The organism is Vibrio sp. YQ_11 (genome assembly GCF_043103065.1).
Classification (GTDB): domain Bacteria; phylum Pseudomonadota; class Gammaproteobacteria; order Enterobacterales; family Vibrionaceae; genus Vibrio; species Vibrio parahaemolyticus.
In genome coordinates, this window is sequence record NZ_JBICJM010000006.1 from 88,238 (window position 1) to 111,754 (window position 23,517).

Consider the following 23,517-nt stretch of genomic DNA (forward strand, 5'->3'; position numbering starts at 1 on the left):
AATGAGTGCCTGTTTTAGGAAATTTTCATTATTAACAGAAAACTCATCGAAACGTTTCGATGCAATAATAAGACGCTTGCGAGATTTCACCAGTCACCGATCGGCAAGGTGTGAGAATGATCCGTGATTTTTCCAACTAAGAGAAAGAAAAGGCCGGCCAAGTCACACTTTGCCCATCGAAACGTTTCGATAGGCATTTTTAAAGCCCACAAAAACCCTAAGGTTTGTGCCCGCTAAAGCAGAAATACGTCCAATTACTGAGAAAGCCTCTAGTTAACGGGAAGGAAATCTGCCACATCATCACATTTCTAAAATGGTTGTCTGATTTTCGAGAACACCCACCTTACAATCTGGTTACAATTTGCAAAAAATATATCATCCGTTCAGTACCGTTTAGGTAAGCAACGTTTGTAGGGACACAAACGGAAGTCGAAGAACCATAATGAAATTAAGCAATCGAGTTATCTTGCTTGTCGCACCCGTGATCATTTTGAGTGCGCTGGTATCGAGTTACATCATCTATAGCATTCAAAAAGTAACACTCATCAAGCGCGAAGATAGCTACATACAACTTCAGATGGAAAAACTGGCGGGGCAATTTCGACAAGCCAATATTTTTCTTAACAGCTATGCGTACACGCTGAGTAAAAGTGATGTGCTGCAGGACTATTTTATCAATCACGACAATCCCTACCGTGAGCGAGTGCTTTTTAGCCGCTTGGATGAAACCGCTGATGTCCTGAGTCATGGCTATAAAGGGGATGCGAGCATGGCGATCCTCGACGGCAAGCAAAATCTGCTTTATTACACCGAAAACCAATATTATGAATCGTCCGGCGTTGTTGACCCAAAGGTGCTGGAGTACATAGCAACCAGCTTCGCGGCTCGTGGTGAATACAGTCACACAGGGTTCATTTATAACTCCAGTGGCCAAAGCATCTTGTTGCGATACGAACTCATTGACAAACGAACGGGCGTACCGCCAGTTAGCTTCGATCCTAGCAACGTGTTTTTTGTTGTCGTGTCCGTATCTTTAGAAGTGTTTAACGACATCAAACACGACGTCGAATTTGATACTCATAGTGTGATTACGTTTGCCGATAAACCCATTTATCTAGACATCCCTCTTGCGCAAACCATTGAACTTCTGCCCCACTTTTATGCGGTGCTCTCCCCTGCGGAGTATCTGATGTGGAACAAAGTGGACAAAGTATGGCTAGAGCTTGCACTTTCTTTTGGTATCGCTGCATTTTGTACCATCACGCTGATCGTCTTAGTGCTCTATCGTTACGTTTTGCATCCAGTCTCTCGCCTCGATAAACAACTCAGCGAGCTAGAATCGAATCAGCGAGACAACATCGAAAAGCTCGGAACCAATGATGAAATTGGCCGTCTTTCATCACGCTTTTTTGATATGTACGAAGAGCTCAACGTCATTTACAAAAAGACCAAACGTCTCGCAGAAACTGATCACCTTACTCAGTTGGCTAACCGTCATCGATTCCACCAACTTGCCACGCGTGAACTAGCCTCGCCACCTTCTCATTTGTGGGTGATTTATGTCGATCTGGATAACTTCAAGTACGTAAACGATAAATATGGCCATGAACTTGGCGACAACCTGCTAAAGGTCTTCTCGACTCACATTAAAAACGCCTGTCAAAAGTTCTCTCAGCAGTACGACGGCCCTTGTTTTGGCGCGCGTTTATCTGGTGATGAGTTCGCCATCCTACTCAGCTCCAACCATGACGTGGGCAGCATCCCAGATTTACTCGCCAAAGAACTATTAAAACCAATTAGCAACCTAAGCCAAACTTGGGCGAACGCCTTCCCGGTGACCGCCAGTGTTGGCATCGCTCAGTACCCGCAAGATGGGCAAGACATCGCGAAACTGTTGTCCAATGCAGACGCAGCAATGTACCAAGCCAAACGTGCTGGAAAAAATCAGTACGCGTACTACTCAGCAGAGCTAAATTTGGAATCTCAGCGACGCAGTCAGATCGAACGTGCACTGCGTAAAAGCAACGTTGAAGATGAGTTTAGGCTTGTGTTTCAGCCTTACATGAATAACAAAGACAACGAAATTGAAGGCTTGGAAGTGCTTCTACGTTGGGACGCAGAAGGCTTGGGGCCAGTGCCACCGACCGAATTTATTCCAATCGCCGAGCAAGCTGGGTTGTTTGACAAAATAGACCGTTGGGTGTTTGCCAATGCAACCGATGAATACCATCATTTGAGAAGCATTTTCGGCAAAGACATTGTCCTGTCCATCAACCTTTCATCGGCCGAATTAAACTCGTTAGAAATGGCGCAATTTATTCATAAACACGTAACGAGAAATGGCATCAAACCAGAATGTATCGAACTAGAAATTACCGAGACGTTTGCCGCGGAACAGCAAGGCACGGCATTGCTTGATGAGCTTTCGAAACTGGGTTATCGACTTGCTATTGATGATTTCGGCTCTGGCTACACGTCGCTCACTCAGCTTGTTCAATACCCAGTACAAAAGATTAAGTTTGACCGAGAATTTCTACTGACGTTGATGAATACCAATAATGGACACGTGATCAAACCGATCATTGAGCTGTGCCATGCTCAAAACAAAACCGTGACCGCCGAAGGCATTGAACACGACGTTATGCACAAATGGTTGTCCGCTTATCGATGTGATTTCATGCAAGGATACTTGTTCGGAAAGCCAATGGACAAAGAGCAACTTAGCTTGTGGTGGAAATCGGCCAACGATGACAATCGATTCTCTCAGCCGCTTACAACCAAACTCGCGGCTGAGGGTGGAATTTGAAGGTAAAGAATCGATAATGTTTACTTTGACGAACTCATAAAAAAGCAGCACTTAATGTGCTGCTTTTCGTATTCTCACCCTATTGCATGCGCTTAAGCATGTTGAGCGTAATGGTTACTGAGTTATCTGCCGTCGCTTTTTTCAGCTCAGAATAAACCACATCAGCAGAACCATCCGCTTTGTCGGAAATCGTGCGGATGACAACGTACGGAACCTTAAAGGCGGTTGCAACTTGTCCCAATGCTGCACCTTCCATTTCGACGGCCATCGCGTTGAACTCTTGGTAGATGCCCGTGACCTTTACTTTACTGGCGATAAATTGATCACCAGAAGCAATGATGCCTCGGAACACACTTTCTTTGCCTAACGTCTCCACCGCTGCTTCATACGCGTAATTTTGTAGCGCTTTGTCGGCGTAAAAGTAACGCTCTTGATAGTCCGGTAATAACCCTTTCGGTTTGTTGAATGCGGTTAAATCAACGTCATGATGTACAGTACGAGTAGAAATAACCACGTCCAATGGATCAAGTTTCGGGTCACTTGCTCCTGCTATACCAGTAAAAATCAGTTGGTTCACACCAAAAGATTCAATCAGCAAAGTGGTCGTCATCGCAGCATTGACTTTGCCAACACCAGATTGCGTTACCACGACGGATTTGCCCTCAAGCTCACCGATATAAAAAGTGTGGTTCGCAACTTTTTTGATTTGTTGATTCTGAATTTTTGGCAGCAGAGCTTCAACCTCTACATCCATCGCGCCAACAATACCTATCGTTGATGCAGCAAAAGTAGGAAGTGAAAACGCGGCAAGAATGAAAACAAGAGATTTCTTAAACATACGAGTCCTGAAGTGTAGCAATGCGCCGCCCTTTTGCGACGCGCCACACATTATATACCCTTGAAATTTAAAGGGGGAATATTCCGTACGCTATCAGTCAAAACAATCAGCAATGAGGCAAGGAGAGCTTCTCTACAACCTCAGCTTTTGGGTTCTTGACTTGTCGGGACACGCAGTTTCGCTGAAATAGTAGGCATAAAAAATTCGCAAGCTATCCTAGTTGCGCAGGTAGGATGTCCCCAAGCGCCACATATATCCTGATCGCTTGATTTCACTCTCGTGAATTGTCGGCATTGACCACATTTATTCGTCATTAATTCTTCTCCCTGAAAATGATCTTATTGATAAGCAAGCGGTCGTTAAGCGTAATTCTATAACGCGATAACGACCTCAACTAGCCAAATTAGTGTTTAGAAACTAACACGATGTTCTGAGTGAAGATTTGACTTATAACCGTACTTTGCTCAAAAAACTTAAGAAACAAATTCAGAAAAGACAAAATAATATTTTATCCAGACCACAATTTTTATTTATCGAATAAGAACTATTTTAAAAAATGAAACTAATTCCGTTTTAACTTGTCTTAATCGGTCGTTAATTTGTTTATAAGAAAAGTCTAATTACCTATTCAGTTCATACAAAGCAAATATAAAAATAATGGATACCCATCACTTTCGTTTTTCCTTATATAGAAATGCCTTATTTAGAGTTTCCATTCGTTCCATATCCGTACCTTATAAAACTCATCATCACATTTTTTTCACTTTTTCAGTTGGAGTGAAACGCTCATATGAAGAGCTGTTTATCTATCTTTCCGTTCTACATCCTTTATTCTACTTATAAAACCTTAATCACAACGTTCAGAGACTGCCCCTTAAGTAACGCGACGTTTCGAGCTGGATCACAGAGTAAACTTTTTGTCCTTCGCTCATGGTTCTAATAAATACTTTGAAATTAAAAGATATTTTCCACATCCATTTAATTAAACATTGTTTTTTAACTTTACTCTATCAAAAATATTGCTAAACACAGTTTTATTAATTAGAGAAATCGGCTAGTATTTACGTCGAAGTTTTTCAAAAGCAACGATTAACTTATTAATATTAAGCAGTTTCAATTGGTTAGACAGAACCCTTGAAACTTAATGGAATCCCAACATTACGTGCTTTTGTGCATAATAAGAAACATTGGGAATATAATTATATTGATGTGCAAGTTGTTTTAACGAGTGCATGAAGCAATCGATAAATTTGTAACACCAAAGAGTTTTTATTTAATCAAAATGAAAAAGTTATTTTTATTGTTGATATGGACATGTTTGTCGGTTTCTCCTTTTGCAATGGCGCAACACCCAAATAGCAAGGCAGAGAACCGCGTATCCCAACAAGTTATTGAAAAAACATATAAAGAAGCCAAACTCAATGGCGTCATCGACTTTAAACTGTTTCGCGATGCCTTCATCGCTTACCAAAAAACACCAGATAGAAAGAAGTCGATACTAACCATTATTGATTACAGCAAACCATCGACCGAAAAACGTTTTTATGTTGTGGACGTAAACAAAAAGAAGCTGATCTATAACACTTACGTGGCTCATGGTGTGAATAGCGGAAAGAAAACAGCAACACAGTTTTCGAATGTCGTGAATTCTCGCAAAACATCACTTGGCACGTTTTTGACAGACACAACATACTACGGTTCTAACGGCTATTCGCTGCGACTAGATGGTCTTAGCTCTGGCCTTAATGACAAAGCTCGCGAGCGCTACATCGTTGTACACGGCGCAGACTATGCGAATCCTTCTTTCATTAAAAAGAATGGTTACTTGGGACGCAGTTGGGGTTGCCCAGCGTTACCTCAAAAGCTGTCACGCGAAATCATTGACACGATTAAAGGTGGTAGCGTGATCTACGCCAGCGCGTAAACCACGCTGCACACCAATACTAAGGGAGCCTAGCTCCCTTTTTTGTTGCCTGATGTTCTTACAAGTCGCAAATAAAATCACATGTCGAGCAGAACAACGCCAATATTTGTGTGCTCTTGGAGAGTCAATCACGTCATGAATCTATTAGCGCTTTTTCAGGTGTTGGTTAGATTCGCTTAAAATACTGTTCATTCCTGTTTCGTCTCGTTAGTATACGCACAATTGGTCACTTACCGACTAATGTATTGCCCAAATCTATACCCACTGACGTTTAGGATTGTTTTTTTGCGTTATCTTCTTCGTATTTTATTTGTGCTGACACTGTCCATGCTCTCTGGGCATTTGCATGCAGCGCACCACAATACAAATCACGTGACGTCAGAACGCCTCGACAAACTCGTGCAATCTGATTTTCAATCCGTAGTCAACGCCCCACACTCAGAAGCACAACAACACTATTGGGGTTCTGATGGGTTTGAGCGCCACATCAAGCGAGACTTGTTCGCTCTGGTGAGTTACCGCCGAACGTCTACTGATGACGGCTCGCTCTCCCTTAGCTTTGAATCTGAATACCATCTGCTTGTCGCGTTTTTGCCTCCCCCATTAAAAGAGTTAGCGTGGCAAACTATTCCGTTGCCTACTGATAGCTATGGCATGTTAAAAAACCAACGTTCTCTCTATCGTTTATCAGGGCGGAAAGAGGCGAATTTACTGTACGTGTTTAAACACGGTCGCGAATCGATCATCACAGTTTGATACCACAAAGAAAAACAAGGAAGCATGTCACACCAGGCATGGATGTCCTCAAATTTATCTGATCTGATTCGAGGTCTATTTATGAAAAAATTCACAGCAGCAGCGTTAACGGCCCTACTTTTCACTGCAGTACCAACATTTGCAAATACAGACACAAACGCGGACAAAATGACAAACGAAACGCTATTGGAATGCGCAAATGCTTCCAATGCTCGTAACGCGATACCAGAGCACCGAGCCGTTTTTCGTCACTACTTGATGTCTGAACGTGGTTACAGCTTTAGCCAACTCTCTTCCACCGAAACCGAGTTTAAAGCACAAGACAACAACGATTCTGAGATAGAACAGTTCTATCAAACACAGTGTAAAGAAGTTGGTGAGCAGCTCTACCGCGTGGGCTACTGACACCAGCGAGAATGAAGAACTCGGTAAAGGGTCAACAGTTCCAAAAACAAAAGGCGCATTCTCTGCGCCTTTTGCTTATATCAATATCCTAGTTACACATGAGTGAACCATTGTTAAGAGAGCTGAGACGCAGCCTTAGATTTAAACCGCGCTTTGCGCACCTTGAGGATCACAAAACTCATCACAGCAATAGTAAGAGTAATCACTGGCGCAGCCATTAACCCCATCGTCACCATCTTGCTGATATTCTCCGGAAGCAAAGGTAGGAGCATGCCAAAGCCGCACAGTAATAACGTCCACAATATGGCGCTCAGCCATGCAAAGTAATGGAACTTCGACACGCGTTTCACACGTAATCCCATCATCAATGGCAAAAGCGAGCGCACCACCGGAATGAAACGCGCGCAAAACAATGCAATTAAGCCATGTTTCCCCAAAAGAACATCGACTTGTTCGAGTCTTTTCTGTGGGACAGCATTCACCCAGCCTTGAACTTTAGGTAGGCGGTTTAGCCATTTTCCTTGCAAGTAAGCCGCCCAACTTCCTAAGCCCGCACTCACAATAATCACCAACATGATGGCAATTGGATCAAGCACGCCTACCGCCGCAAGTGTGCCAGACAACACCACCACACTATCGCACGGAAATGGCGCAGCAGGAATAAAACCACTTTCCAAAAAGATTAATGTCGCCACGACAATATAGATAATCCCTGCACTTCCTGGCGCCATAAGTGCAGAAAAGTCTTGATGCCAAAAGGCAAGCAAGACGTCCATCATTGAATCAAACATAAAAAAGCTCCTAAACATCACTAAATAACAACAAGGTAGATGCTTAGGACTATCGAGCGTGAATAAACCGATAGATAAGATTAGAGCCTAACCCATCTCCAATTTGGTATTTTGAATGAGAGAAGTCTTTCGCAAGCCCAAGAAAAGCCGTCAGACCCGCGTTCAAATATGGCGTTTCTGATAAGGCGCGGTTCCAATGAGGAGCCAACGTTTCGAACCAACCGATATCGAGCTCATCAAGCTCTGATTTTGAATCATGAACTCGCAGTGCATTGCGATTTAACAGGCTAGCCAACGAATGAAAAGGTGGTGCTAGTGGCGTTTCGGAAACTTGTGCGTCTTCATCATAAAACACACTGCCGACGGTGTAGTGGTGAACAGTTTCAGGCGACGTTGACTCTTGGCCGACAGAAACCGCCAATAAGCTCAGAAATAGCCCGAAAAAGCTAATAAGAAGAGCACGCACAACGTTCACCTACATCACAGTAATACGTACTTTTAACTCTGAGGGCGAGAATTTGCAATCGAAATTCTCGCCTCGTGGTTTTAGCCACTCAGTTTGATATAACTGAGGACTTAGTTCTTGCCGTATGGGTAGTTTTCGAACATTTTCGCCACTTCTTCTGTGATCAAATTTTCCCTTTTCTCAGTACTCATTGATTCGGTTAACTTGCGGCTTGAAACGCCTTTCCACACAACTTGGTTCGCCTTACTATCCACCAGCTCTACCACTAACTTCCCGTATTTGCGTTCTTTATATCGTTCAGGGCTTGATGTAATCACACCAAAGCTGTTCCATCCATAACCGACGCTAAAAGAAGAACCAGACGATACCAACTCCGACTCCTCAACGATATCGTGATGAACGTATAAATCACCACCACTTGCAACTCTAGAAAGCCCTTTCGATTCCAGTTGAACAGCCAAACCTTGTTCTATACGGCGTCCATCGATACTTGCTGGGGCATCATTTTGAGTACCAAAATCAAACGTTTTGTAAGAAGCGAAGTCCGCTTGTTTATCCACGTCTGTTGTTACTGTCGTACAAGCAGCCATCAAAAGCGCCATCGCCCCAATTGTTACTGTTTTCCACATACGCGCTCTCCTCGTTTTTTTACTTATACGGCTGACAATAAGGTTGTGTCATTTCAATATTGAGTCTTGACCATGAATGATAAGTGTTCAATGTCAGGTGATGATTAAACCATCAAGTGGATTGACGATTAATGAGCCAGCTCTGTCACATAACGGTGTCATTTTCGTCGAGCATCATCAGGAAGCCATTTACGTTCATCGAAAGCGTATTTTTTCACCAAGAAGACAGTTTTTTATACAACTGACAAGCGACTGATGAAAAAAGACTTTTCTTTTGAAATCAATGTGGCATATTAGCTGAGTCCTATCGATGCGCGGGCATCGTATAATGGCTATTACCTCAGCCTTCCAAGCTGATGATGCGGGTTCGATTCCCGCTGCCCGCTCCAATATCTACTCCCAAGAAATTCTTTTCTAAGTTACTCAGTTGAATCCGAAGGCGGAGCAAACAAACAGCGCCAACGTTGTTGCCACGTTAAATTTGGTCGACGTACCTCGTTGAACATATCTTTCCATTCTGAAAACGTCACCTTGATTGGGTTGAAGCTGTTTACCGGTTTAGAAATGCCATAACGAACCGTTTCTATTTCTGGTTCAAAAGTGCCAAACATTCGATCCCAGATAATCAAAACACCTGCGTAATTTTTATCAATATATTGACGATTGATCCCGTGATGCACTCGGTGGTGAGACGGCGTGTTGAATACCCACTCCAGTGGGCCAAGTGACCGAATCGACTGCGTGTGCACAAAGAACTGCAAACCTAGATTCAACAACACCACGAATACTACCCATTTAGGGTCAAAACCAATAATGACCAAAGGTAGCCAGAACAGCCACATCCCCGCCAATGGGTACATCAAGCTTTGGCGAAACGCCGTACTAAAATTCATTCTTTCTGAACTGTGATGCACTACATGTGCCGCCCACATCCAACGAATACGATGGCTAGCACGGTGGAACCAGTAATAGAAAAAGTCTTGCAGCAACATAAGAAGCAAGAAGGCCGATACACTCATTTCGATATCAAATAATCGCCAATCAAATATCCACAAGTAGAAATGCGCAATCAGCAACCCCGTTAAAATATCAGCAGCTTGATGTAATCCTGCCAACACAAAGTTACACGCCACTTCCGGCAAATAATATTGTGCGCTGTCAGGCAGTTTACCTCGACGCTGTCCCAAACCGTATTCCGCGGCGATGCAGAGAAAAAAGATAGGGGCCAAAGCCATAAGCAAGAGCTCCGGTCGTTCCATGATTTGTGACCAATCCATTGTCTTATCTACCATTTTGCGTAGTGATCTTCCGTTAAACCCACAACACCGTCTAGTTCGTGCTTACTGCCATTGCCATGCACAACAAACCCTGAAAAGTGACCGATATATTGACGAAAGTTACTTTTCAAAAACCAGAAGTTCTTTTTCTCAGAACGTTGATTGATAGGCTCAAACACTAAGTCTACGCAACCATCTTCGGAGGTGATGCGCCAATCAGTACGTGGATTCTGACGTGAAAATTGAAACTGCACCGGATTAAGCAAATGCCTTTCACCATCCACCCACATTACATTTTCACAAAACCCGGTTTCGTTTACGCCAGCGGCGAGGTTGAGACCGAAGCTTTTGTCGCCGTCTTTATGGTTGACACTCGCCCAGCGCCAGCTCGTTTCCCTTCGCATGTAACCCGCCGAGAAATCATAACCCGCAGCAACCTGTGACAGATCTTGCTCTTCACCCAGAATAAATAGATTCCCTGTTACCGTCAGCGCGTTGTGTTTTTGCGTATACGTCCATCCGGAGTAACCCGTTGGCGTAGAGAGCATAAGAGGCAAACTTTGTGGCTGTGGATGCAGTGTAATGTTGGCGTTAACGGAAGGCGTCACAAACTGAACATGCCACTGCCCCTCCTCAATAGAGAACTGAATTGTATTGTTCGCGAGATGTGCTTTGCTCAACCAGCTCGATGGCTGAGTCTGATAACCAAGCTGACAAGGTTTAAGCCATTGCTGCTCGGTGAGTGCATTGCGCTTAATATCGAACAAATAACAAAATCCGGAGGCCAAATAGCGAATATCGGCAATAGCAATCCCGACGACATAGTCAGGGGTCACGAGAGACACGAACTGGAACTGCTTATAATCGAAATGTTTTCGCCACTTCGATACAGGATTGTCCATCTCATTGAGATATTGAAATGACTCTAAATCGAGTGATCTTGGAATCGCCGACAAGTGCCCAAAAACCGGCATACCATCTTGCTGAATAAATGAGTCCAAAGGCTTAATTACGTCCATGATTCTGACTTTACTAATCACACATGGCACAAGGTTAACATTAATTTAACAACAAACGAGTTGCGCGACTGCACAACAATCACGCATTTAATGCAGGCAACGAAGCAATAGTGTGAAACAGGTCACTCGTATCTCATCACTATCGCTGCGATTTAGAGTTTTAGCTTGGCTGTGGAGCACTAATCAGAATAAAGAATATTGGTCACGATCTCCGTTTTCACCGAATTCGCGATAAAACAGTTTTCATGCGCCATGTGGTGCATTTTTTCCAATTGCTCATAGCTTGGCTGCTTATCACCAGAAAATACAACTGTCGGATTTAACACCACTCTCGAAACCCACTCTTTCCCATTTTCACCAACGGTCAACTCCCCTTCAGCTGCATCAACATAAGAGTCGATCACATAACGACGCTTTGCTGCAATCGAAAGGAAAACCAACATATGGCAACTAGAAAGTGCCGCAACAAACGCCTCTTCGGGATCGACGTTTTCTTCTACCGACAGCGGCAACGGAACAACATGAGGAGATGGCGAAGCAGGAACTAACAAACCGCCATCAAAGCGCCAAGTGTGCGCTCTACTGTATTGATTATCGCTAAAGATTTCATTGGCCTGGCGTTGCCACGTTATTAATGCCGTGTGCTTACTCATACTCATTCCCTGATTGTTGAGTGGTGTAGTAAATCACAGCTCAATACGGAAAGAAAACAGACACTGAGTGAAATGAGCGAAAAGCCTCTTCAAAGCACCTGTTCTGAGTTTTGTTGCGCTTTTACTAACTCATCTCTCAAACGGTGTCCTTGATGAATATTCACTTGGAGGCGATTGATCAACATCTGTAGCTGTTCAATCGCTGGCACTTGGTTCATTTTTAACTGTGTTTCGAGTTCCAGCGCTTGGCTAGCCAGTATCTTCAGCCCTAAATTCAGCGCCATTCCCTTGGTCGTATGCATCGTCAATTTGAGAGAGTTGAAATCGCTCTGCATAAAGTTTTCAATCAGGTCATCAACCGCCAGTTCAAAATCGGTGATGATGCTGTTGAGCAGATCAAGTAACTCATTCGGATGTTCTTTGAGGGACGCCAACATTTCGGAGTTCGACAGTTCCTCTTCCGTCAGCCTCAAGTTTTCAATCGGCTTACGTTGCAGTTGCAATACATTGCTCGCTGGCGATACCTCTTCAGTTTGTTTCACTTTGAGCCTCGCACTGAATTGCTTCAAAGCGTCAGCAAAACTTTCCCTTTGCAGAGGCTTGGTTAGGACATGATCGGCACCTGCCGCGATAAAGTGGTCATGGGCCTCACGAAAGACATCCGCAGTATAGGCAAACAGCAACGTCTTTACCCCTAGCTTTTCGCGAATAAAACGAGTCGCTTCGACACCATTCATCTCTGGCATGTGATTATCCATCAAGATAAGGTCATAATCGTTGTCGCGTGCCTTTTCTACAGCAACCAGCCCGTTTTCTGCGACATCCACTGCGTGCCCTAACTTTTCGCAAAAGCCTTTCGCCACCAAAGCATTTACGCGGTTATCTTCTGCCAACAAAATGCGCAAGTTCTGAGTGCTTCGGGTTTGAACTGGCGTATGCTGCGGGCTAGGTTTTTCGCTCTCATTCCATGGTATCGGCAAAGTGACAATAAACTGCGTGCCGACCCCTTCTACGCTCTTTAAGGTAATAGAACCACCCATAAGCTCAGTGAGCTTTTTAACGATGGCCAACCCTAAACCCGTTCCTCCAAACCTTCTTGTAGTTGAAGAATCTGCTTGCTCGAAGGAGTTAAATACTCGCCCTTGTTTATCGGGCGCGATACCGATCCCCGTATCACTGACGATGATCAACAGCTGTTTGTCTTCACCATTTAACTCGGTACGAATCAGTATGTGCCCTTCATTGGTAAACTTCACGGCGTTACCCGCCAAATTAAACAGAATTTGGCGAAGTCGAGCACAATCTCCTGTGAACTCGGTGTTGTTCGGAACGTCGTTCTCAACAATCAGCTCAATGCTTTTTTCATCAATTAACGGTTGTATGGCGCTGCAAACCGGAGTTAAGACTTGCTCAAGATGAAACGGGGCCTCTTCCAGTTCTAGCTTGTTTTCCTCAACTTTAGAAAAGTCCAAGATGTCGTTGAGGATAGTCATTAAATGCTGCCCTGAATCCAGAATCACCTTAATGTGCTCCTTGGTGACGGGCTCTTTGGTTTCCTCTGCAATCAACTGAGAAATCCCGAGCACACCATTCATTGGCGTTCTTAATTCGTGACTCATAGCAGCAAGAAAGCTGGATTTAGCCTTCGCGGCTCGCTCTGCTTTGTCCGTCTCGGCTTCCAACTCCGAGTTAAGCTGCTTCAAGTTGTGCATTCGGTATTGCAGTTGATACAAGAACGACCCGACTAACAACATCACTGCGACAAACACAAACAGCCAAGTGAAGCGCGCCTCATTTTGGGCGAGATCAAGAAGTGAGTGCTCGGCCTCTTCCACAAACACAAAGTAATTGTGATCCAGTAGCTCATTGGTCAACAGCTCGATTTTTTTATCGCTTTCATGTAAGCGCCCCAAAAAGTTCGCGCCACTTTCGCTTTGCTCCCCACTTTGATTCACTAAGTCGCGGCTAAAAAACTCGACGTAATGTTTATCTAATTGCGTTTCACCAATGTGCGTCGAAAACTCCTCTTCATAGATGTCCAACAGCATCAGCAAAGCGTATTGATTTTCGACTTGTACCCCAATCAACATGTCTAATTGCGAAGTGGTTTGAATAACCCGTTGCTCAAACTTGGCTAACGTCTGTTGTATTTTCTGGCGGTTGGGTGAGATGGGAAACCAAACGGCGTTATCGAAGGTATCAGCCAATTTTTCCGCTTCAACTTCAATATCAACCAACGATTTAGTGAGCTCGAAGTTCTTTCGCTCCTTGATGGCATACTGATTCACAATCACATCGCGTTCTTCAATCAGCTGATGGCCGACCTCAGAAAGCGCGCTATGAAGTTGTTGCGTACTCTTGGAGTTAATGTGAGCCATGTAGGCAAAGGTGCACGCCACCAGCATCGCAATAAATAAGCATGAATTGACCAACCTAAACTTATTCATTTTCCAGCACCTCTAAAATTACTGGCCTTGGGGCGCTGAGTGACGTCAAGAACGCTTCGATGTCTTCGATATTACTATCACTCATCGTAATACCAAGCTGCGTTTGTGCCATGATTTGAATGGCCTCAGCAAGGGTGGTCACTTGCCCGTTATGAAAATACGGCCCCGTTAATGCGACGTTTCTTAAACTGGCAACACGGAAATAATACCCCTCATCCCCTTCCGTTGTGAGTAAATGGCGACCTGTGTCTTTCTGCACGGGTTTGTGCTCAAAGTAAGCGAAGCGTTGAATCATCGCGCCGCCAACATTTTTCCCTTGATGACATTGTACGCACCCAGCTTTCTGGAAGGTTTTCCAACCGCGTTTCGCTTTCTCACTCAAAACATGCGTGTAACCCAATAAGTAGGCATCAAACGGCGCGCCGGGAGTTTCAAGCCCTCTCACAAACTCAACAATGGACGCTTTGATGTTGTCGATAGAAATTGGCAGGTTTCCAGCGCGTTTAAACAGCGCTTGATATTGCTCGTTGTTTTGAACGTAGCTTTCAATCTTCGGCCAGTTGGAATCCATTTCTAACGGGTCGTGAATTGGGCCATCCATTTGAGAGACTAACGTATTCGACGAGCCATCCCATAACAGTCGGTAATTCAGTGACGCATTAAAAACCGTGATCGCGTTTCGTATTCCTGCCCCTTTTACACCTGCTGCTAAGGCTGTGTTTTGCGCGCCATTCGTTTGTAGATTGTGGCAACTTTCACAACTGACTTTACCATTCGATGACAAGTTGGGATCTCTAAATAAATGCCAACCAATCCGCGCTAACTTAACGTCGACGACCGGATCGCCCTCGATAGGCAAAACAAGTTCGACTTCTGCTTTTGCAACACTGACGGATGATGCGGTACAAACGAATAGCACGGCGGCACCCCATTTGATAGCTGTACTCAGCCTCATAACTTGAACTTCCTAGAACGCCCTAATTATGAACCTAGTTGCGAATGCGATTTTTTGCCATTTTCAGGCGAGAGTAAAAGGTATGATTTTGTTTCGTATAAAGCTCAAGAGGGAGAGAGATAAAAACAGACAGAGCGAGTCCAATAGAATTCGAACTCGCGTCAGGAAGGCAATAGAGCGTGGCTAGTTGATGAAGGCAAGCAGGCGATAAAACCAAGTGACTTCACCGTAAGCAATCAAATCAAAGATGGTGAAGAAGATGACACAGATGATGGCCAATTTGACCAAGCGTTGAACTATAAACATCACAATTTCCTGTTGTTTTTTCGCAGTTTACTACGTCAACAGGCGAATGAAAAACGGATGCTTGTATCAAGGCGTGTTAAACAATCAACAAAATTTTTTGCAAAAAATGACGTGCTAGAAGCGCTGTTATCTAAGCGATTGTACTATCTACTTTTTTATTAACTTACTGCTCGCTTTGCTTAAAAAGCAATCGGTTAACTCACTATATAACCTAGATAAGCGAGCGAAAATGGATGTCGACAAGTTGGACGAGCATCAACTATTTCAAATATGATATGTCGTACACTTTTTTAAAACTAATACTTATAACTATTTTTTAATGCAAACACCTCGCTTGTTTAACTTAAATCTTCGCTACAAGACTGCCTTGTATTTCTCGCTCGGTCTGCTCGGGATGATAATTAGTTTCCTTTTTATCAGCCGATACTTTTTCCTTTACAGCTTAGATGAGTTGGAAAACATGGAAATTGACCACTCAAGTCAGCAAGCTATCGCCGTAATTGACATGATGGTGACTCAGCAAGAAGGAAGTTCCTATGATTGGGCTTACTGGGATGAGACCTATGACCTTTTCGCACACCGTGACATCGCAGGTTACAGCGAACGCAACTTATATGTCGAAACCCTTGATGCGCTGAACCTCGATTTGATGTCGTTTATCACACTGGATGGTCAGTCCTTAGTGTCATTGAGTCGTGAAAGCACACCAGAGTCTTCATCCTCACTAAACAATAAAGTCGTGTCCGTGCCACTCCTCCAACAGCATATTTTGGCGATGAACAGTAAGCTTGATGTTCACCGCGAAAGTTTGGCGGGCATATTTAAGATCAATGACAACATTTGGGGGTTGAGCTTAGCGCCGGTTCGCAACAGCGAAGGAGATCGTCCTTCGAACGGCTGGATGCTGTGGGGACGCAATCTGTCTGAGCGTTTCCCTGGCGACTTTAAAGCGATGATGTCTGCCAACAATACGCTCGTGACCAAGTCGTTTAATCCTGTGGATCATGCAAAAACTAAAAGCATCGATAAAACCTCAGAGTCCATCATCAAATGGACCCCAATCAGCGATCTCGCGGGTGAGCCGATTGCGTGGTTGAAAACACAAACCAAACGCGAACACTATTCAAAAGGTAATACGCTCTTTATTTACCTCTTTGCGACGGTTGGGGTGGTAGCGTCAGTCATTGCTACCAGCACGTTTTTCATCTTCAAAAGAAAGGTGGCAACACGCTTTAGCCACTTTGCAGAAGGCATTAACGAAATCGCCTCCCAATATCAGCTTGAAGGTTTGCAGTCCGTAAAGTTCGATGAATTAGAACTCGCGACAAAGCTTGTGCAAAAGCTCTCTGAAAACACGTCTATGACTCAGTTACAGCTGAAAGACTCCATGGAGAAATTCGGCGCACTTTACCACAGCTCATCGTTGGGCATGCTGATCGTTATTGAACGTGAAATCGTCGACGCCAACCATCGAGCGCTTGAACTACTGAGTTATAAAAAGTCCGAGCTTCTTGAGCAGTCATTAGACACGCTCTGCCCTACGACTGCTGATGAGTGTCGTGTTGATGCAATGTATCGAGAGCTTCAACATGGCCGCAATCAGTTTGAAGCACAGATGCTAGACAGCCACGGCGAAACCATCGATTGTTTAATAGAAGCAACACTGATTCAGCACAACGGGCACACCGCCTTGATGCTGCTGTTGCAAGATTTGAGTGAAAACAAACAACAAGCAGAGATGATTCAAAAGCTGACCGATTTTGATCCTGTGTCTGGCTTTTGTAATCGCCCGGTAATCTTAGGCGCACTTGAAGAGTTGGTGAAACACCAACCGAATCACTTCTCGTTCATCTACATCACTAGTAAGAGCCTCAAGCAAATCGCTGAAGTGTACGGACACCTGATCTTTGATGAGGCGATCCAGTACATCTCGACTTTGTTGCGCGACCATTTGGGCACTCACCAAATTGGTAGGATTAGTGAGCATGAGTTCATCGTCATTCTTCCCAACGCAAGCGGTCACAGCGACGCATTGGAAGCGGCAAACCGACTGTTAAATCAGCTCTCTTACAAAATCGAACTCTCTGGGATTATGTTGTCGCTCGACAGCAAAGCCGTGATGGTTGACCCTAAAATCACCCACCAATCCCTTGAGCACCTATTGCTTGTTGCTCGTTACTCAGCGCAGTCAATGAGCGGTCGTCACATGCATGAAGTGTTGGTCGCTGATGGTGAATTATCTGAGCAAGCAGAAACGTCGATGATCATCAATCGCGACTTAGAAGTAGCGATTCGACAAGACAACATCATTCCTTATTTTCAACCAATCGTGAACGCGAAATCAGGTGAAATCATTGGCTTTGAAGCATTGGCTCGATGGCCGCATCCAACGCTCGGCATTATCTCGCCGTTGATCTTTATTCCGCTTGCAGAGCAAGGGAAACTGATTGTAGAGCTTGGAGAGTCCATCCTCAATCAGTCTTGCGATTTTATCGGCAAACTGAACACAAAGAGACACAGCCAAGGCTTGCCGCCACTAACGGTGCACGTCAACCTGAGTGCGCAGCATTTCTACCATTCACGGCTGATTTCATTCCTGCAATCCATGATTGAAGAGCACAACATCTCTGCTGGTCATTTGGTGCTAGAAATCACCGAAAGTATGCTGATGGGCGGCGAAACGGAATCCATCCACTGCATCAACGAAATCAAACAACTGGGCGTACAACTGGCGTTGGACGATTTCGGTACAGGCTACGCATCATTTAGCAGCGTGTGCAACTTCCCGCTAGACATCGTCAAACTCGACAAATCGTACGTGGATGAAATTGAAACCAACGACCGAGCCAAAACGCTCGTGCGAAACATTGCCAATATGTCGCAAGAGTTGGGATTAACCATCGTCGCAGAAGGCGTCGAGACGGCCAGCCAAGTCCGCAAACTAAAAGTGTGGAATATAGATGAGTTACAAGGTTTCTACTTCTATAAACCGATGACTCGAGAAGACGCATTCGCTCAGTTTTCTGGCTTGCCCCACTGTTAGTCTAGCTCCCCCTCCCAAGGCAAAGCGGCCTCTGTCGCTTTGCCTTTTTTGTTCCCCAATCTCTCCTCTTCTTACCCAGCAAGGTTAAGTATTGCATCGCACTGATGATCGAACACGGTTTCAACCCGATATAAATGTCTGCGTATATACTTTAAACAAGGTTTTCAATAAGTCCCTGTCACCGGACAAGGAGGACTGCATGAAACGGACATGGATATGGCTGCTACCGCTGCTTCTATTTGCTGGCCAAACACTGGCAAATACGGTTTGGATTGTGCCCGTAAAAGGGGCAATTGGCCCAGCCAACAGTGACTACCTCACTAGGGAAATTGAACAAGCTCAAATCAACGGCGTGAGCCTAGTGATTCTCAAAATGGATACCCCTGGCGGGCTAGATAGCGCGATGAGAGACATTATTCACGCCATCACAACCTCGACCACACCGATTGCGACTTGGGTTGGGCCTTCAGGCTCAAGAGCAGCGAGCGCGGGCACCTACATTCTGCTTGCCAGCCACGTTGCGGCAATGGCAGAAGCGACCAACCTAGGCGCAGCAACCCCTGTGGCCATAGGTGGTGCACCACAAGCGCCCTCTTCTGATGACGGCAAAGACAACGAATCCTCGGATGAAAACAAACCCAATGCAGAAAAAAGCGGCGATCAAGTTCCGGCTAAAACCGCCATGGAGAAAAAGGTCATCAATGACGCAAAAGCCTACATTAAAGGGCTCGCAAAATTACATGACCGCAATGCACAATGGGCAGAAAAAGCCGTCAGTGAAGCCGCCAGTTTAGACGCGGAAGAAGCCTTAGAACTCAATGTCATTGATGTCATCGCCAACTCGCCAGAAGAGTTGGTCACCGCGATAAACGGTAAATCCGTCAAGGTGAACAATCTCCCCGTGACATTGTCACTCGACAATCCCATTTGGGTTGAAAGAACACCGGACTGGCGCGCAGAAATGCTTGCGGTGATCACCAATCCTAATGTCGCCTACATTCTAATGCTCATCGGCATTTACGGCCTATTACTCGAGTTTTATAACCCCGGAGTGGGTTTACCCGGTGTGCTTGGCGGCATCTGCTTACTGCTTGCGATGTACGCACTGCAAATGATGCCCGTCAACTACGCAGGTTTGGGGCTGCTACTGCTCGGTATCGCGCTCATGATTGCCGAAGCCTTTAGCCCGAGCTTTGGCATTTTAGGCTTGGGCGGCGTAGTAGCATTTGTGCTTGGTTCAATATTCCTGATGGACAGCGAGCTCCCGGGCTTCCAAATTGCCCTACCGTTGATTTTCGGTATCGCCATTTTTTCTATCGCGTTGATTCTTCTTACTATTGGTTTCTTACTCAGGATTCGAGGAAAAGGCGTCATCACAGGTTTAGAGACCTACCCTGGTAAACATGCCATTGTGAGTGACGACTTCATCGACGGACAAGGCCGCGTGCAGTTTGAAGGTGCTTTTTGGCAAGCGAAAACCGAACAAGATCAAGAACTCAAACAAGGTGAATCGGTCACCATTGTTCATGTTAAAGGGCTAACCTTAACGGTGAAGCCCAATGACCGCCCTAAAGAATAGGAGGCGTTTATGATGCTCTACACTGTTGCTGTGATCGTGGTGCTGCTGTTCGCATTAGCGACACAAATGTTTAAGGTTCTGCGCGAGTACGAACGAGGCGTAGTGTTCTTTCTGGGGCGATTTCAAGAAGTAAAAGGCCCGGGCTTGATCATTTTGATTCCTTTCATCCAACAAATGGTGCGTGTTGATTTACGAACCATTGTGCTGGATGTGCCAACACAAGATTTGATCACCAAAGATAACGTCTCTGTGCGCGTTAACGCGGTGGTGTATTTTCGTGTGGTTGACCCACAAATGGCAATCAACAATATTGAAAGTTACAGCGATGCCACCAGCCAGTTAGCACAAACGACGCTGCGCTCGGTGCTGGGCCAACACGAGTTGGATGAACTGCTATCCGAGCGAGAACGACTCAACAAGGATTTACAGTCCATTCTCGATCAACAAACCGACGATTGGGGTATTAAAATCTCCACCGTCGAAGTCAAACACGTCGATTTGAACGACAGCATGGTTCGCGCGCTGGCTCGCCAAGCCGAGGCAGAACGTAACCGCCGAGCGAAAGTGATTCACGCAACGGGTGAATTAGAAGCGTCAAACAAGCTGAAAGAAGCCGCAGAAATGCTAAACGAAGCGCCAAACGCGCTGCAATTACGCTATATGCAGACATTAACCGAAATTACGACGGACAAAACCTCAACCATCATCTTCCCAATGCCAATTAATTTGGTCGAAGCGGTGACGGACATTGCCAACGCCGTTAAAAAGAATCAGGGGCAGGATAAAGAAGAATAGCCACATTAATTTTCAAGTAAGGGCGGAAGCGGCTTTGGTTTAACTTGAGCGGACTTAGTTTGGTCTCGTTGAGTTTGGTGTAAACAGTAAGGCCGCTTCTTCATATTAGATATCACAAACCTTTCGATCACTGACCCGTGTCGGATTTACTTGGCGGCGTACCACATTCGCGTTTCATGATTTCCAGACCCGATTTAAAACAAGCGCGCCACGCCTTTTCAACGTCGGAGTTGTACTCATAATCACACTCTCGTACTGTTTCCAATAAGCTTTCAAACCAAATATCAATGTCTTCGGGTTTGATACCAATGTTTCCGATACCGTGCTTTTTGCCATACTTTTCCATCATTTTTCGCGCATCAGAAGACGTGTCTGTCATCATAAAAAAGACGATCGAACCTTTGAGCATACGAACTTGCTTTTGCATATCTACGCCTTCAAATTTCTGCCGAAAGCTCTCTCCTTTTGACCAAAACTTGGCATAAAACCGCTCGAAAAAGTACTCACTGAGAACACAACGCTCGTAACTGTCGTTGAAAACCTCAATCACATTCATGACAACTCCAAACGAAAACCAGAGTACAACTCATATTTTATGAGTGTAATTTAATATCTCAAACAAGGGGCAAGCGAATATCTCAAAGCTTGTAATTTTTGCCAAGAAACAGCAAAGACCACGTTCTCTACGCAGAGTTTGAAACATCACTCCCAAGTTCTCTGTTCGATTTTCAACAAAAAGTTAAAAGTGATTTAAATAAAAGCCATCTTATCAATTGCTGGTTATTCGGTACTATGAACTCACTTTCGAGGTACGCGTGGTTGTCGAAGCTAAAAGCGGCCGATATAAAACTGAATAACGAGGATAAAAACGTGTCTCATCAAATCATTAAAGATCTAAACAGCCGCTACACAGCGAAAAAATACGACGCAGAAAAACGCATTTCTCAAGAAGATATGGCCATCATCAAAGAAGCCATTCGTCTGTCTGCATCGTCAATCAACTCGCAACCATGGAAATTCATCGTGATTGAAAGTGATGAAGCGAAACAACGCTTCCACAGCACGTTCGCGAACAAACACCAATTTAACCAACCCCACGCAACCACGGCGTCGCACACTATCCTTCTTGCTTACGATCCTAAGTTCACAAAAGAGAAGTTTGCAAAACGCGTGGATGCCGAAGTCACTTCAGGTCACCTACCAGCAGATATGTACAACACCTTTATGGGCGCATACGCATTTGCCGAAGCGAACACCGATGAAAATGGCTTCAACGGTCATTGGACTAAGGCGCAAGTTTACATCGCACTGGGTAACCTACTGCACACATTAGCGCGCCTTGGTATTGACTCCACTCCAATGGAAGGCGTTGATCCTGAGCTGATTGGCGAAGAATTTAAAGACGAGTTGGAAGGCCACGTTTGTGAAGTTGCGCTCGCGATCGGTTACCACAAAGATGGTGAAGACTACAATCACGGTCTACCTAAAGCGCGTATGGCATTGGATGATGTTATCACCACGCTATAAAAGCTGATTGAAATCATCATTGTTGAATGAACAAGCCGCACATTGATGTGCGGCTTGTTTGTTTTGAGTGTAATTTGAGTTGAGTATCGCTTTCAGTTCAGACGTTTATATCGACTAAGCCACTTGCTCGGATTTAAAGTTACCAAGCAACGCATCATACAGCTCGTGATCACTCAACACACCGACTAACTTATTGTCTTCCACCATCAAGAGTGGTTGATTACTGCGCTGCTTAAGCTCTATCGCTTCGCGCATGCTGATGTTCGGATTAACCTGTACCAGTGAGTTGGCTTCAACATCATCGAGGTTCGATGATTCGCTCACCCACTGAATCAGTGACTGTTCAGAGTCCGACAAACTCAGGCCTTTAGGCTCTTGCGTCACCCAAATTTCTTTATCAGGACAAATAAGCACACGCTCTTCTTCACGTACCAAAGCATCACTCGACTTCATTAACGAACGACCTTTAAGCACATTCAGAGGATTCGTGTGGGCAACAAAGTCCGCTACATAATCATTTTCTGGTGCCAGTATGATTTGCTCTGGTTTGCCATGCTGAATCAGTTTACCCGACTCCATAATGGCAATGTTGTTACCAATTTTAAGCGCTTCATCTAAATCATGACTCACGAACAAAATCGTTTTGTTCAGCTTTTCTTGCAGCAGAATCAGTTCATCTTGCAGCTGCGCTCGGATCAGTGGGTCAAGTGCTGAAAACGGTTCATCCATGAGAAGAATGTCCGTATCCATCGCAAACGCTCGAGCCAAGCCCACGCGCTGCTGCATACCACCAGAAAGTTCATGCGGGAGCTTACTCTCCCATTCTGACAAGCCTACCATTTCTAACTGTTCACGTGCTTTTGCACGGCGCTCTGCTTTACCTATACCTTGCATTTCCAGGCCAAAGGCAACGTTATCTAGTACCGTTAGCCAAGGCATCAGAGCAAACTTCTGGAACACCATCGACACTCGATGAGTACGTAAATGACGAAGCGTTTGCTCATTACAGTTAGCGAGCTCCACCATATCATCGCCGTCTTGGATTTTCAGAGAGCCACGAGAAATATCGTTGAGTCCGTTTACTGTACGAAGCAAGCTGGATTTGCCAGAACCAGACAAACCCATCAACACACAAATCTCACCGCGTTTGACCGTCAGAGATACATTATCAACACCAACTACTTGACCGGTTTCGTCGATGATCTCCTGGCGAGACTTACCCTGGTCCAGCAAAGCCAAAGCTTGTGATTGCTGCTGACCAAACACTACATCAAGATTTTCAATAGTAATTGCGTCCATGA

General features: G+C 44.9%; 20 protein-coding genes and 1 tRNA gene. 9 read left to right on the plus strand and 12 right to left on the minus strand.

The features are described 5' to 3' along the window. The first annotated feature begins 442 nt into the window (after positions 1 to 442). Positions 443 to 2,806, plus strand: a complete 2,364-nt coding sequence (locus ACF8EG_RS02820; protein ID WP_069506102.1) for an EAL domain-containing protein — start codon at positions 443 to 445, stop codon at positions 2,804 to 2,806. A 79-nt stretch (positions 2,807 to 2,885) separates the two neighbouring features. Here ACF8EG_RS02820 and ACF8EG_RS02825 read toward each other — a convergent pair whose 3' ends face one another. Next, positions 2,886 to 3,644 carry a 5'-methylthioadenosine/adenosylhomocysteine nucleosidase gene (locus ACF8EG_RS02825; protein ID WP_025794441.1) on the minus strand — a complete coding sequence of 253 codons (759 nt, stop codon included), beginning with the start codon at positions 3,642 to 3,644 and terminating at the stop codon, positions 2,886 to 2,888. Between the two features lie 1,282 nt (positions 3,645 to 4,926). On the opposite strand from ACF8EG_RS02825, the gene ACF8EG_RS02830 reads away from it, so the two are divergent. The 3 genes from ACF8EG_RS02830 to ACF8EG_RS02840 all read left to right on the plus strand — a co-directional run bounded on the left by ACF8EG_RS02830 (position 4,927) and on the right by ACF8EG_RS02840 (position 6,729). Next, the gene (locus ACF8EG_RS02830) at positions 4,927 to 5,568 is read left to right on the plus strand and encodes a murein L,D-transpeptidase catalytic domain family protein (protein WP_005499139.1); all 642 of its coding nucleotides are present in this window, start codon (positions 4,927 to 4,929) and stop codon (positions 5,566 to 5,568) included. 285 nt (positions 5,569 to 5,853) lie between these two features. After that, on the plus strand, positions 5,854 to 6,324 hold the full coding sequence (locus ACF8EG_RS02835; protein WP_017447441.1) for a hypothetical protein: 471 nt from the start codon (positions 5,854 to 5,856) through the stop codon (positions 6,322 to 6,324). An 81-nt stretch (positions 6,325 to 6,405) separates the two neighbouring features. Then, the gene (locus ACF8EG_RS02840) at positions 6,406 to 6,729 is read left to right on the plus strand and encodes a hypothetical protein (RefSeq protein ID WP_025509265.1); all 324 of its coding nucleotides are present in this window, start codon (positions 6,406 to 6,408) and stop codon (positions 6,727 to 6,729) included. 113 nt (positions 6,730 to 6,842) lie between these two features. On the opposite strand, the gene ACF8EG_RS02845 is transcribed toward ACF8EG_RS02840, so the two are convergent. The 3 genes from ACF8EG_RS02845 to ACF8EG_RS02855 form a co-directional block, all read right to left on the minus strand. Continuing rightward, positions 6,843 to 7,520: a DedA family protein gene (locus ACF8EG_RS02845; protein ID WP_025586989.1), complete on the minus strand. Its 678-nt coding sequence runs from the start codon at positions 7,518 to 7,520 to the stop codon at positions 6,843 to 6,845. A gap of 49 nt (positions 7,521 to 7,569) precedes the next feature. After that, positions 7,570 to 7,986, minus strand: a complete 417-nt coding sequence (locus ACF8EG_RS02850) for a hypothetical protein (RefSeq protein ID WP_069506105.1) — start codon at positions 7,984 to 7,986, stop codon at positions 7,570 to 7,572. Between the two features lie 110 nt (positions 7,987 to 8,096). Next, complete coding sequence (locus tag ACF8EG_RS02855) at positions 8,097 to 8,615, minus strand: DUF4136 domain-containing protein (protein ID WP_053339828.1); 519 nt, start codon at positions 8,613 to 8,615, stop codon at positions 8,097 to 8,099. A 314-nt stretch (positions 8,616 to 8,929) separates the two neighbouring features. On the opposite strand from ACF8EG_RS02855, the gene ACF8EG_RS02860 reads away from it, so the two are divergent. After that, positions 8,930 to 9,004: transfer RNA gene (locus ACF8EG_RS02860), tRNA-Gly, on the plus strand. A 30-nt stretch (positions 9,005 to 9,034) separates the two neighbouring features. Here the strand turns inward: ACF8EG_RS02860 and ACF8EG_RS02865 are convergent. The 6 genes from ACF8EG_RS02865 to ACF8EG_RS02890 all read right to left on the minus strand — a co-directional run bounded on the left by ACF8EG_RS02865 (position 9,035) and on the right by ACF8EG_RS02890 (position 15,272). Further along, positions 9,035 to 9,892, minus strand: coding sequence for a sterol desaturase family protein (locus ACF8EG_RS02865; protein ID WP_069506278.1), 858 nt, complete (start codon positions 9,890 to 9,892; stop codon positions 9,035 to 9,037). An 8-nt stretch (positions 9,893 to 9,900) separates the two neighbouring features. Further along, a complete protein-coding gene (locus tag ACF8EG_RS02870; protein WP_025794452.1) occupies positions 9,901 to 10,911 on the minus strand; it encodes a DUF2804 domain-containing protein in 1,011 nt (336 codons plus the stop codon). A 179-nt stretch (positions 10,912 to 11,090) separates the two neighbouring features. Further along, on the minus strand, positions 11,091 to 11,564 hold the full coding sequence (locus ACF8EG_RS02875; protein ID WP_024702041.1) for an OsmC family protein: 474 nt from the start codon (positions 11,562 to 11,564) through the stop codon (positions 11,091 to 11,093). Positions 11,565 to 11,653: 89 nt separating this feature from the next. Continuing rightward, entirely contained in the window at positions 11,654 to 14,011 is a 2,358-nt protein-coding gene (locus ACF8EG_RS02880; protein WP_069506108.1) for an ATP-binding protein, read from the minus strand. Continuing rightward, positions 14,004 to 14,966, minus strand: coding sequence for a cytochrome-c peroxidase (locus tag ACF8EG_RS02885; RefSeq protein ID WP_029865317.1), 963 nt, complete (start codon positions 14,964 to 14,966; stop codon positions 14,004 to 14,006). Before ACF8EG_RS02885 ends, ACF8EG_RS02880 begins: the two co-directional genes overlap by 8 nt. A 183-nt stretch (positions 14,967 to 15,149) precedes the next feature. Beyond that, the gene (locus ACF8EG_RS02890) at positions 15,150 to 15,272 is read right to left on the minus strand and encodes a hypothetical protein (RefSeq protein ID WP_017447435.1); all 123 of its coding nucleotides are present in this window, start codon (positions 15,270 to 15,272) and stop codon (positions 15,150 to 15,152) included. A 319-nt stretch (positions 15,273 to 15,591) separates the two neighbouring features. Between ACF8EG_RS02890 and ACF8EG_RS02895 the strand changes: the two genes are divergently transcribed. From ACF8EG_RS02895 to ACF8EG_RS02905, 3 genes are all read left to right on the plus strand, one after another. Then, positions 15,592 to 18,315 (plus strand): EAL domain-containing protein, encoded by a 2,724-nt coding sequence (locus ACF8EG_RS02895; protein ID WP_069506111.1) that lies wholly within the window; start codon positions 15,592 to 15,594, stop codon positions 18,313 to 18,315. A 199-nt stretch (positions 18,316 to 18,514) separates the two neighbouring features. Continuing rightward, positions 18,515 to 19,894 carry a nodulation protein NfeD gene (locus tag ACF8EG_RS02900; protein WP_069506113.1) on the plus strand — a complete coding sequence of 460 codons (1,380 nt, stop codon included), beginning with the start codon at positions 18,515 to 18,517 and terminating at the stop codon, positions 19,892 to 19,894. Between the two features lie 9 nt (positions 19,895 to 19,903). After that, on the plus strand, positions 19,904 to 20,689 hold the full coding sequence (locus ACF8EG_RS02905) for a slipin family protein (protein WP_005463674.1): 786 nt from the start codon (positions 19,904 to 19,906) through the stop codon (positions 20,687 to 20,689). A 127-nt stretch (positions 20,690 to 20,816) separates the two neighbouring features. Here the strand turns inward: ACF8EG_RS02905 and ACF8EG_RS02910 are convergent, their stop codons facing one another. Continuing rightward, positions 20,817 to 21,245: a globin gene (locus ACF8EG_RS02910; protein ID WP_029844176.1), complete on the minus strand. Its 429-nt coding sequence runs from the start codon at positions 21,243 to 21,245 to the stop codon at positions 20,817 to 20,819. Positions 21,246 to 21,559: 314 nt separating this feature from the next. Here ACF8EG_RS02910 and ACF8EG_RS02915 point away from each other — a divergent pair, with 314 nt between their 5' ends. Beyond that, entirely contained in the window at positions 21,560 to 22,216 is a 657-nt protein-coding gene (locus ACF8EG_RS02915; RefSeq protein ID WP_005499154.1) for an NAD(P)H-dependent oxidoreductase, read from the plus strand. A gap of 114 nt (positions 22,217 to 22,330) precedes the next feature. Here ACF8EG_RS02915 and choV read toward each other — a convergent pair whose 3' ends face one another. Continuing rightward, positions 22,331 to 23,515 carry a choline ABC transporter ATP-binding protein gene (gene choV / locus ACF8EG_RS02920; protein ID WP_069506116.1) on the minus strand — a complete coding sequence of 395 codons (1,185 nt, stop codon included), beginning with the start codon at positions 23,513 to 23,515 and terminating at the stop codon, positions 22,331 to 22,333. Between the last annotated feature and the right edge of the window lie 2 nt (positions 23,516 to 23,517).

Bases quoted from the DNA above. Each gene is read 5' to 3' on its own strand.
- ACF8EG_RS02820 (WP_069506102.1), top strand. From the start codon at position 443: ATGAAATTAAGCAATCGAGTTATCTTGCTTGTCGCACCCGTGATCATT.
- ACF8EG_RS02825 (WP_025794441.1), bottom strand. From the start codon at position 3,644: ATGTTTAAGAAATCTCTTGTTTTCATTCTTGCCGCGTTTTCACTTCCT.
- ACF8EG_RS02830 (WP_005499139.1), top strand. From the start codon at position 4,927: ATGAAAAAGTTATTTTTATTGTTGATATGGACATGTTTGTCGGTTTCT.
- ACF8EG_RS02840 (WP_025509265.1), top strand. From the start codon at position 6,406: ATGAAAAAATTCACAGCAGCAGCGTTAACGGCCCTACTTTTCACTGCA.
- ACF8EG_RS02845 (WP_025586989.1), bottom strand. From the start codon at position 7,520: ATGTTTGATTCAATGATGGACGTCTTGCTTGCCTTTTGGCATCAAGAC.
- ACF8EG_RS02855 (WP_053339828.1), bottom strand. From the start codon at position 8,615: ATGTGGAAAACAGTAACAATTGGGGCGATGGCGCTTTTGATGGCTGCT.
- ACF8EG_RS02865 (WP_069506278.1), bottom strand. From the start codon at position 9,892: ATGGATTGGTCACAAATCATGGAACGACCGGAGCTCTTGCTTATGGCT.
- ACF8EG_RS02870 (WP_025794452.1), bottom strand. From the start codon at position 10,911: ATGGACGTAATTAAGCCTTTGGACTCATTTATTCAGCAAGATGGTATG.
- ACF8EG_RS02875 (WP_024702041.1), bottom strand. From the start codon at position 11,564: ATGAGTAAGCACACGGCATTAATAACGTGGCAACGCCAGGCCAATGAA.
- ACF8EG_RS02880 (WP_069506108.1), bottom strand. From the start codon at position 14,011: ATGAATAAGTTTAGGTTGGTCAATTCATGCTTATTTATTGCGATGCTG.
- ACF8EG_RS02885 (WP_029865317.1), bottom strand. From the start codon at position 14,966: ATGAGGCTGAGTACAGCTATCAAATGGGGTGCCGCCGTGCTATTCGTT.
- ACF8EG_RS02890 (WP_017447435.1), bottom strand. From the start codon at position 15,272: ATGTTTATAGTTCAACGCTTGGTCAAATTGGCCATCATCTGTGTCATC.
- ACF8EG_RS02895 (WP_069506111.1), top strand. From the start codon at position 15,592: ATGCAAACACCTCGCTTGTTTAACTTAAATCTTCGCTACAAGACTGCC.
- ACF8EG_RS02900 (WP_069506113.1), top strand. From the start codon at position 18,515: ATGAAACGGACATGGATATGGCTGCTACCGCTGCTTCTATTTGCTGGC.
- ACF8EG_RS02905 (WP_005463674.1), top strand. From the start codon at position 19,904: ATGATGCTCTACACTGTTGCTGTGATCGTGGTGCTGCTGTTCGCATTA.
- ACF8EG_RS02910 (WP_029844176.1), bottom strand. From the start codon at position 21,245: ATGAATGTGATTGAGGTTTTCAACGACAGTTACGAGCGTTGTGTTCTC.
- choV (WP_069506116.1), bottom strand. From the start codon at position 23,515: ATGGACGCAATTACTATTGAAAATCTTGATGTAGTGTTTGGTCAGCAG.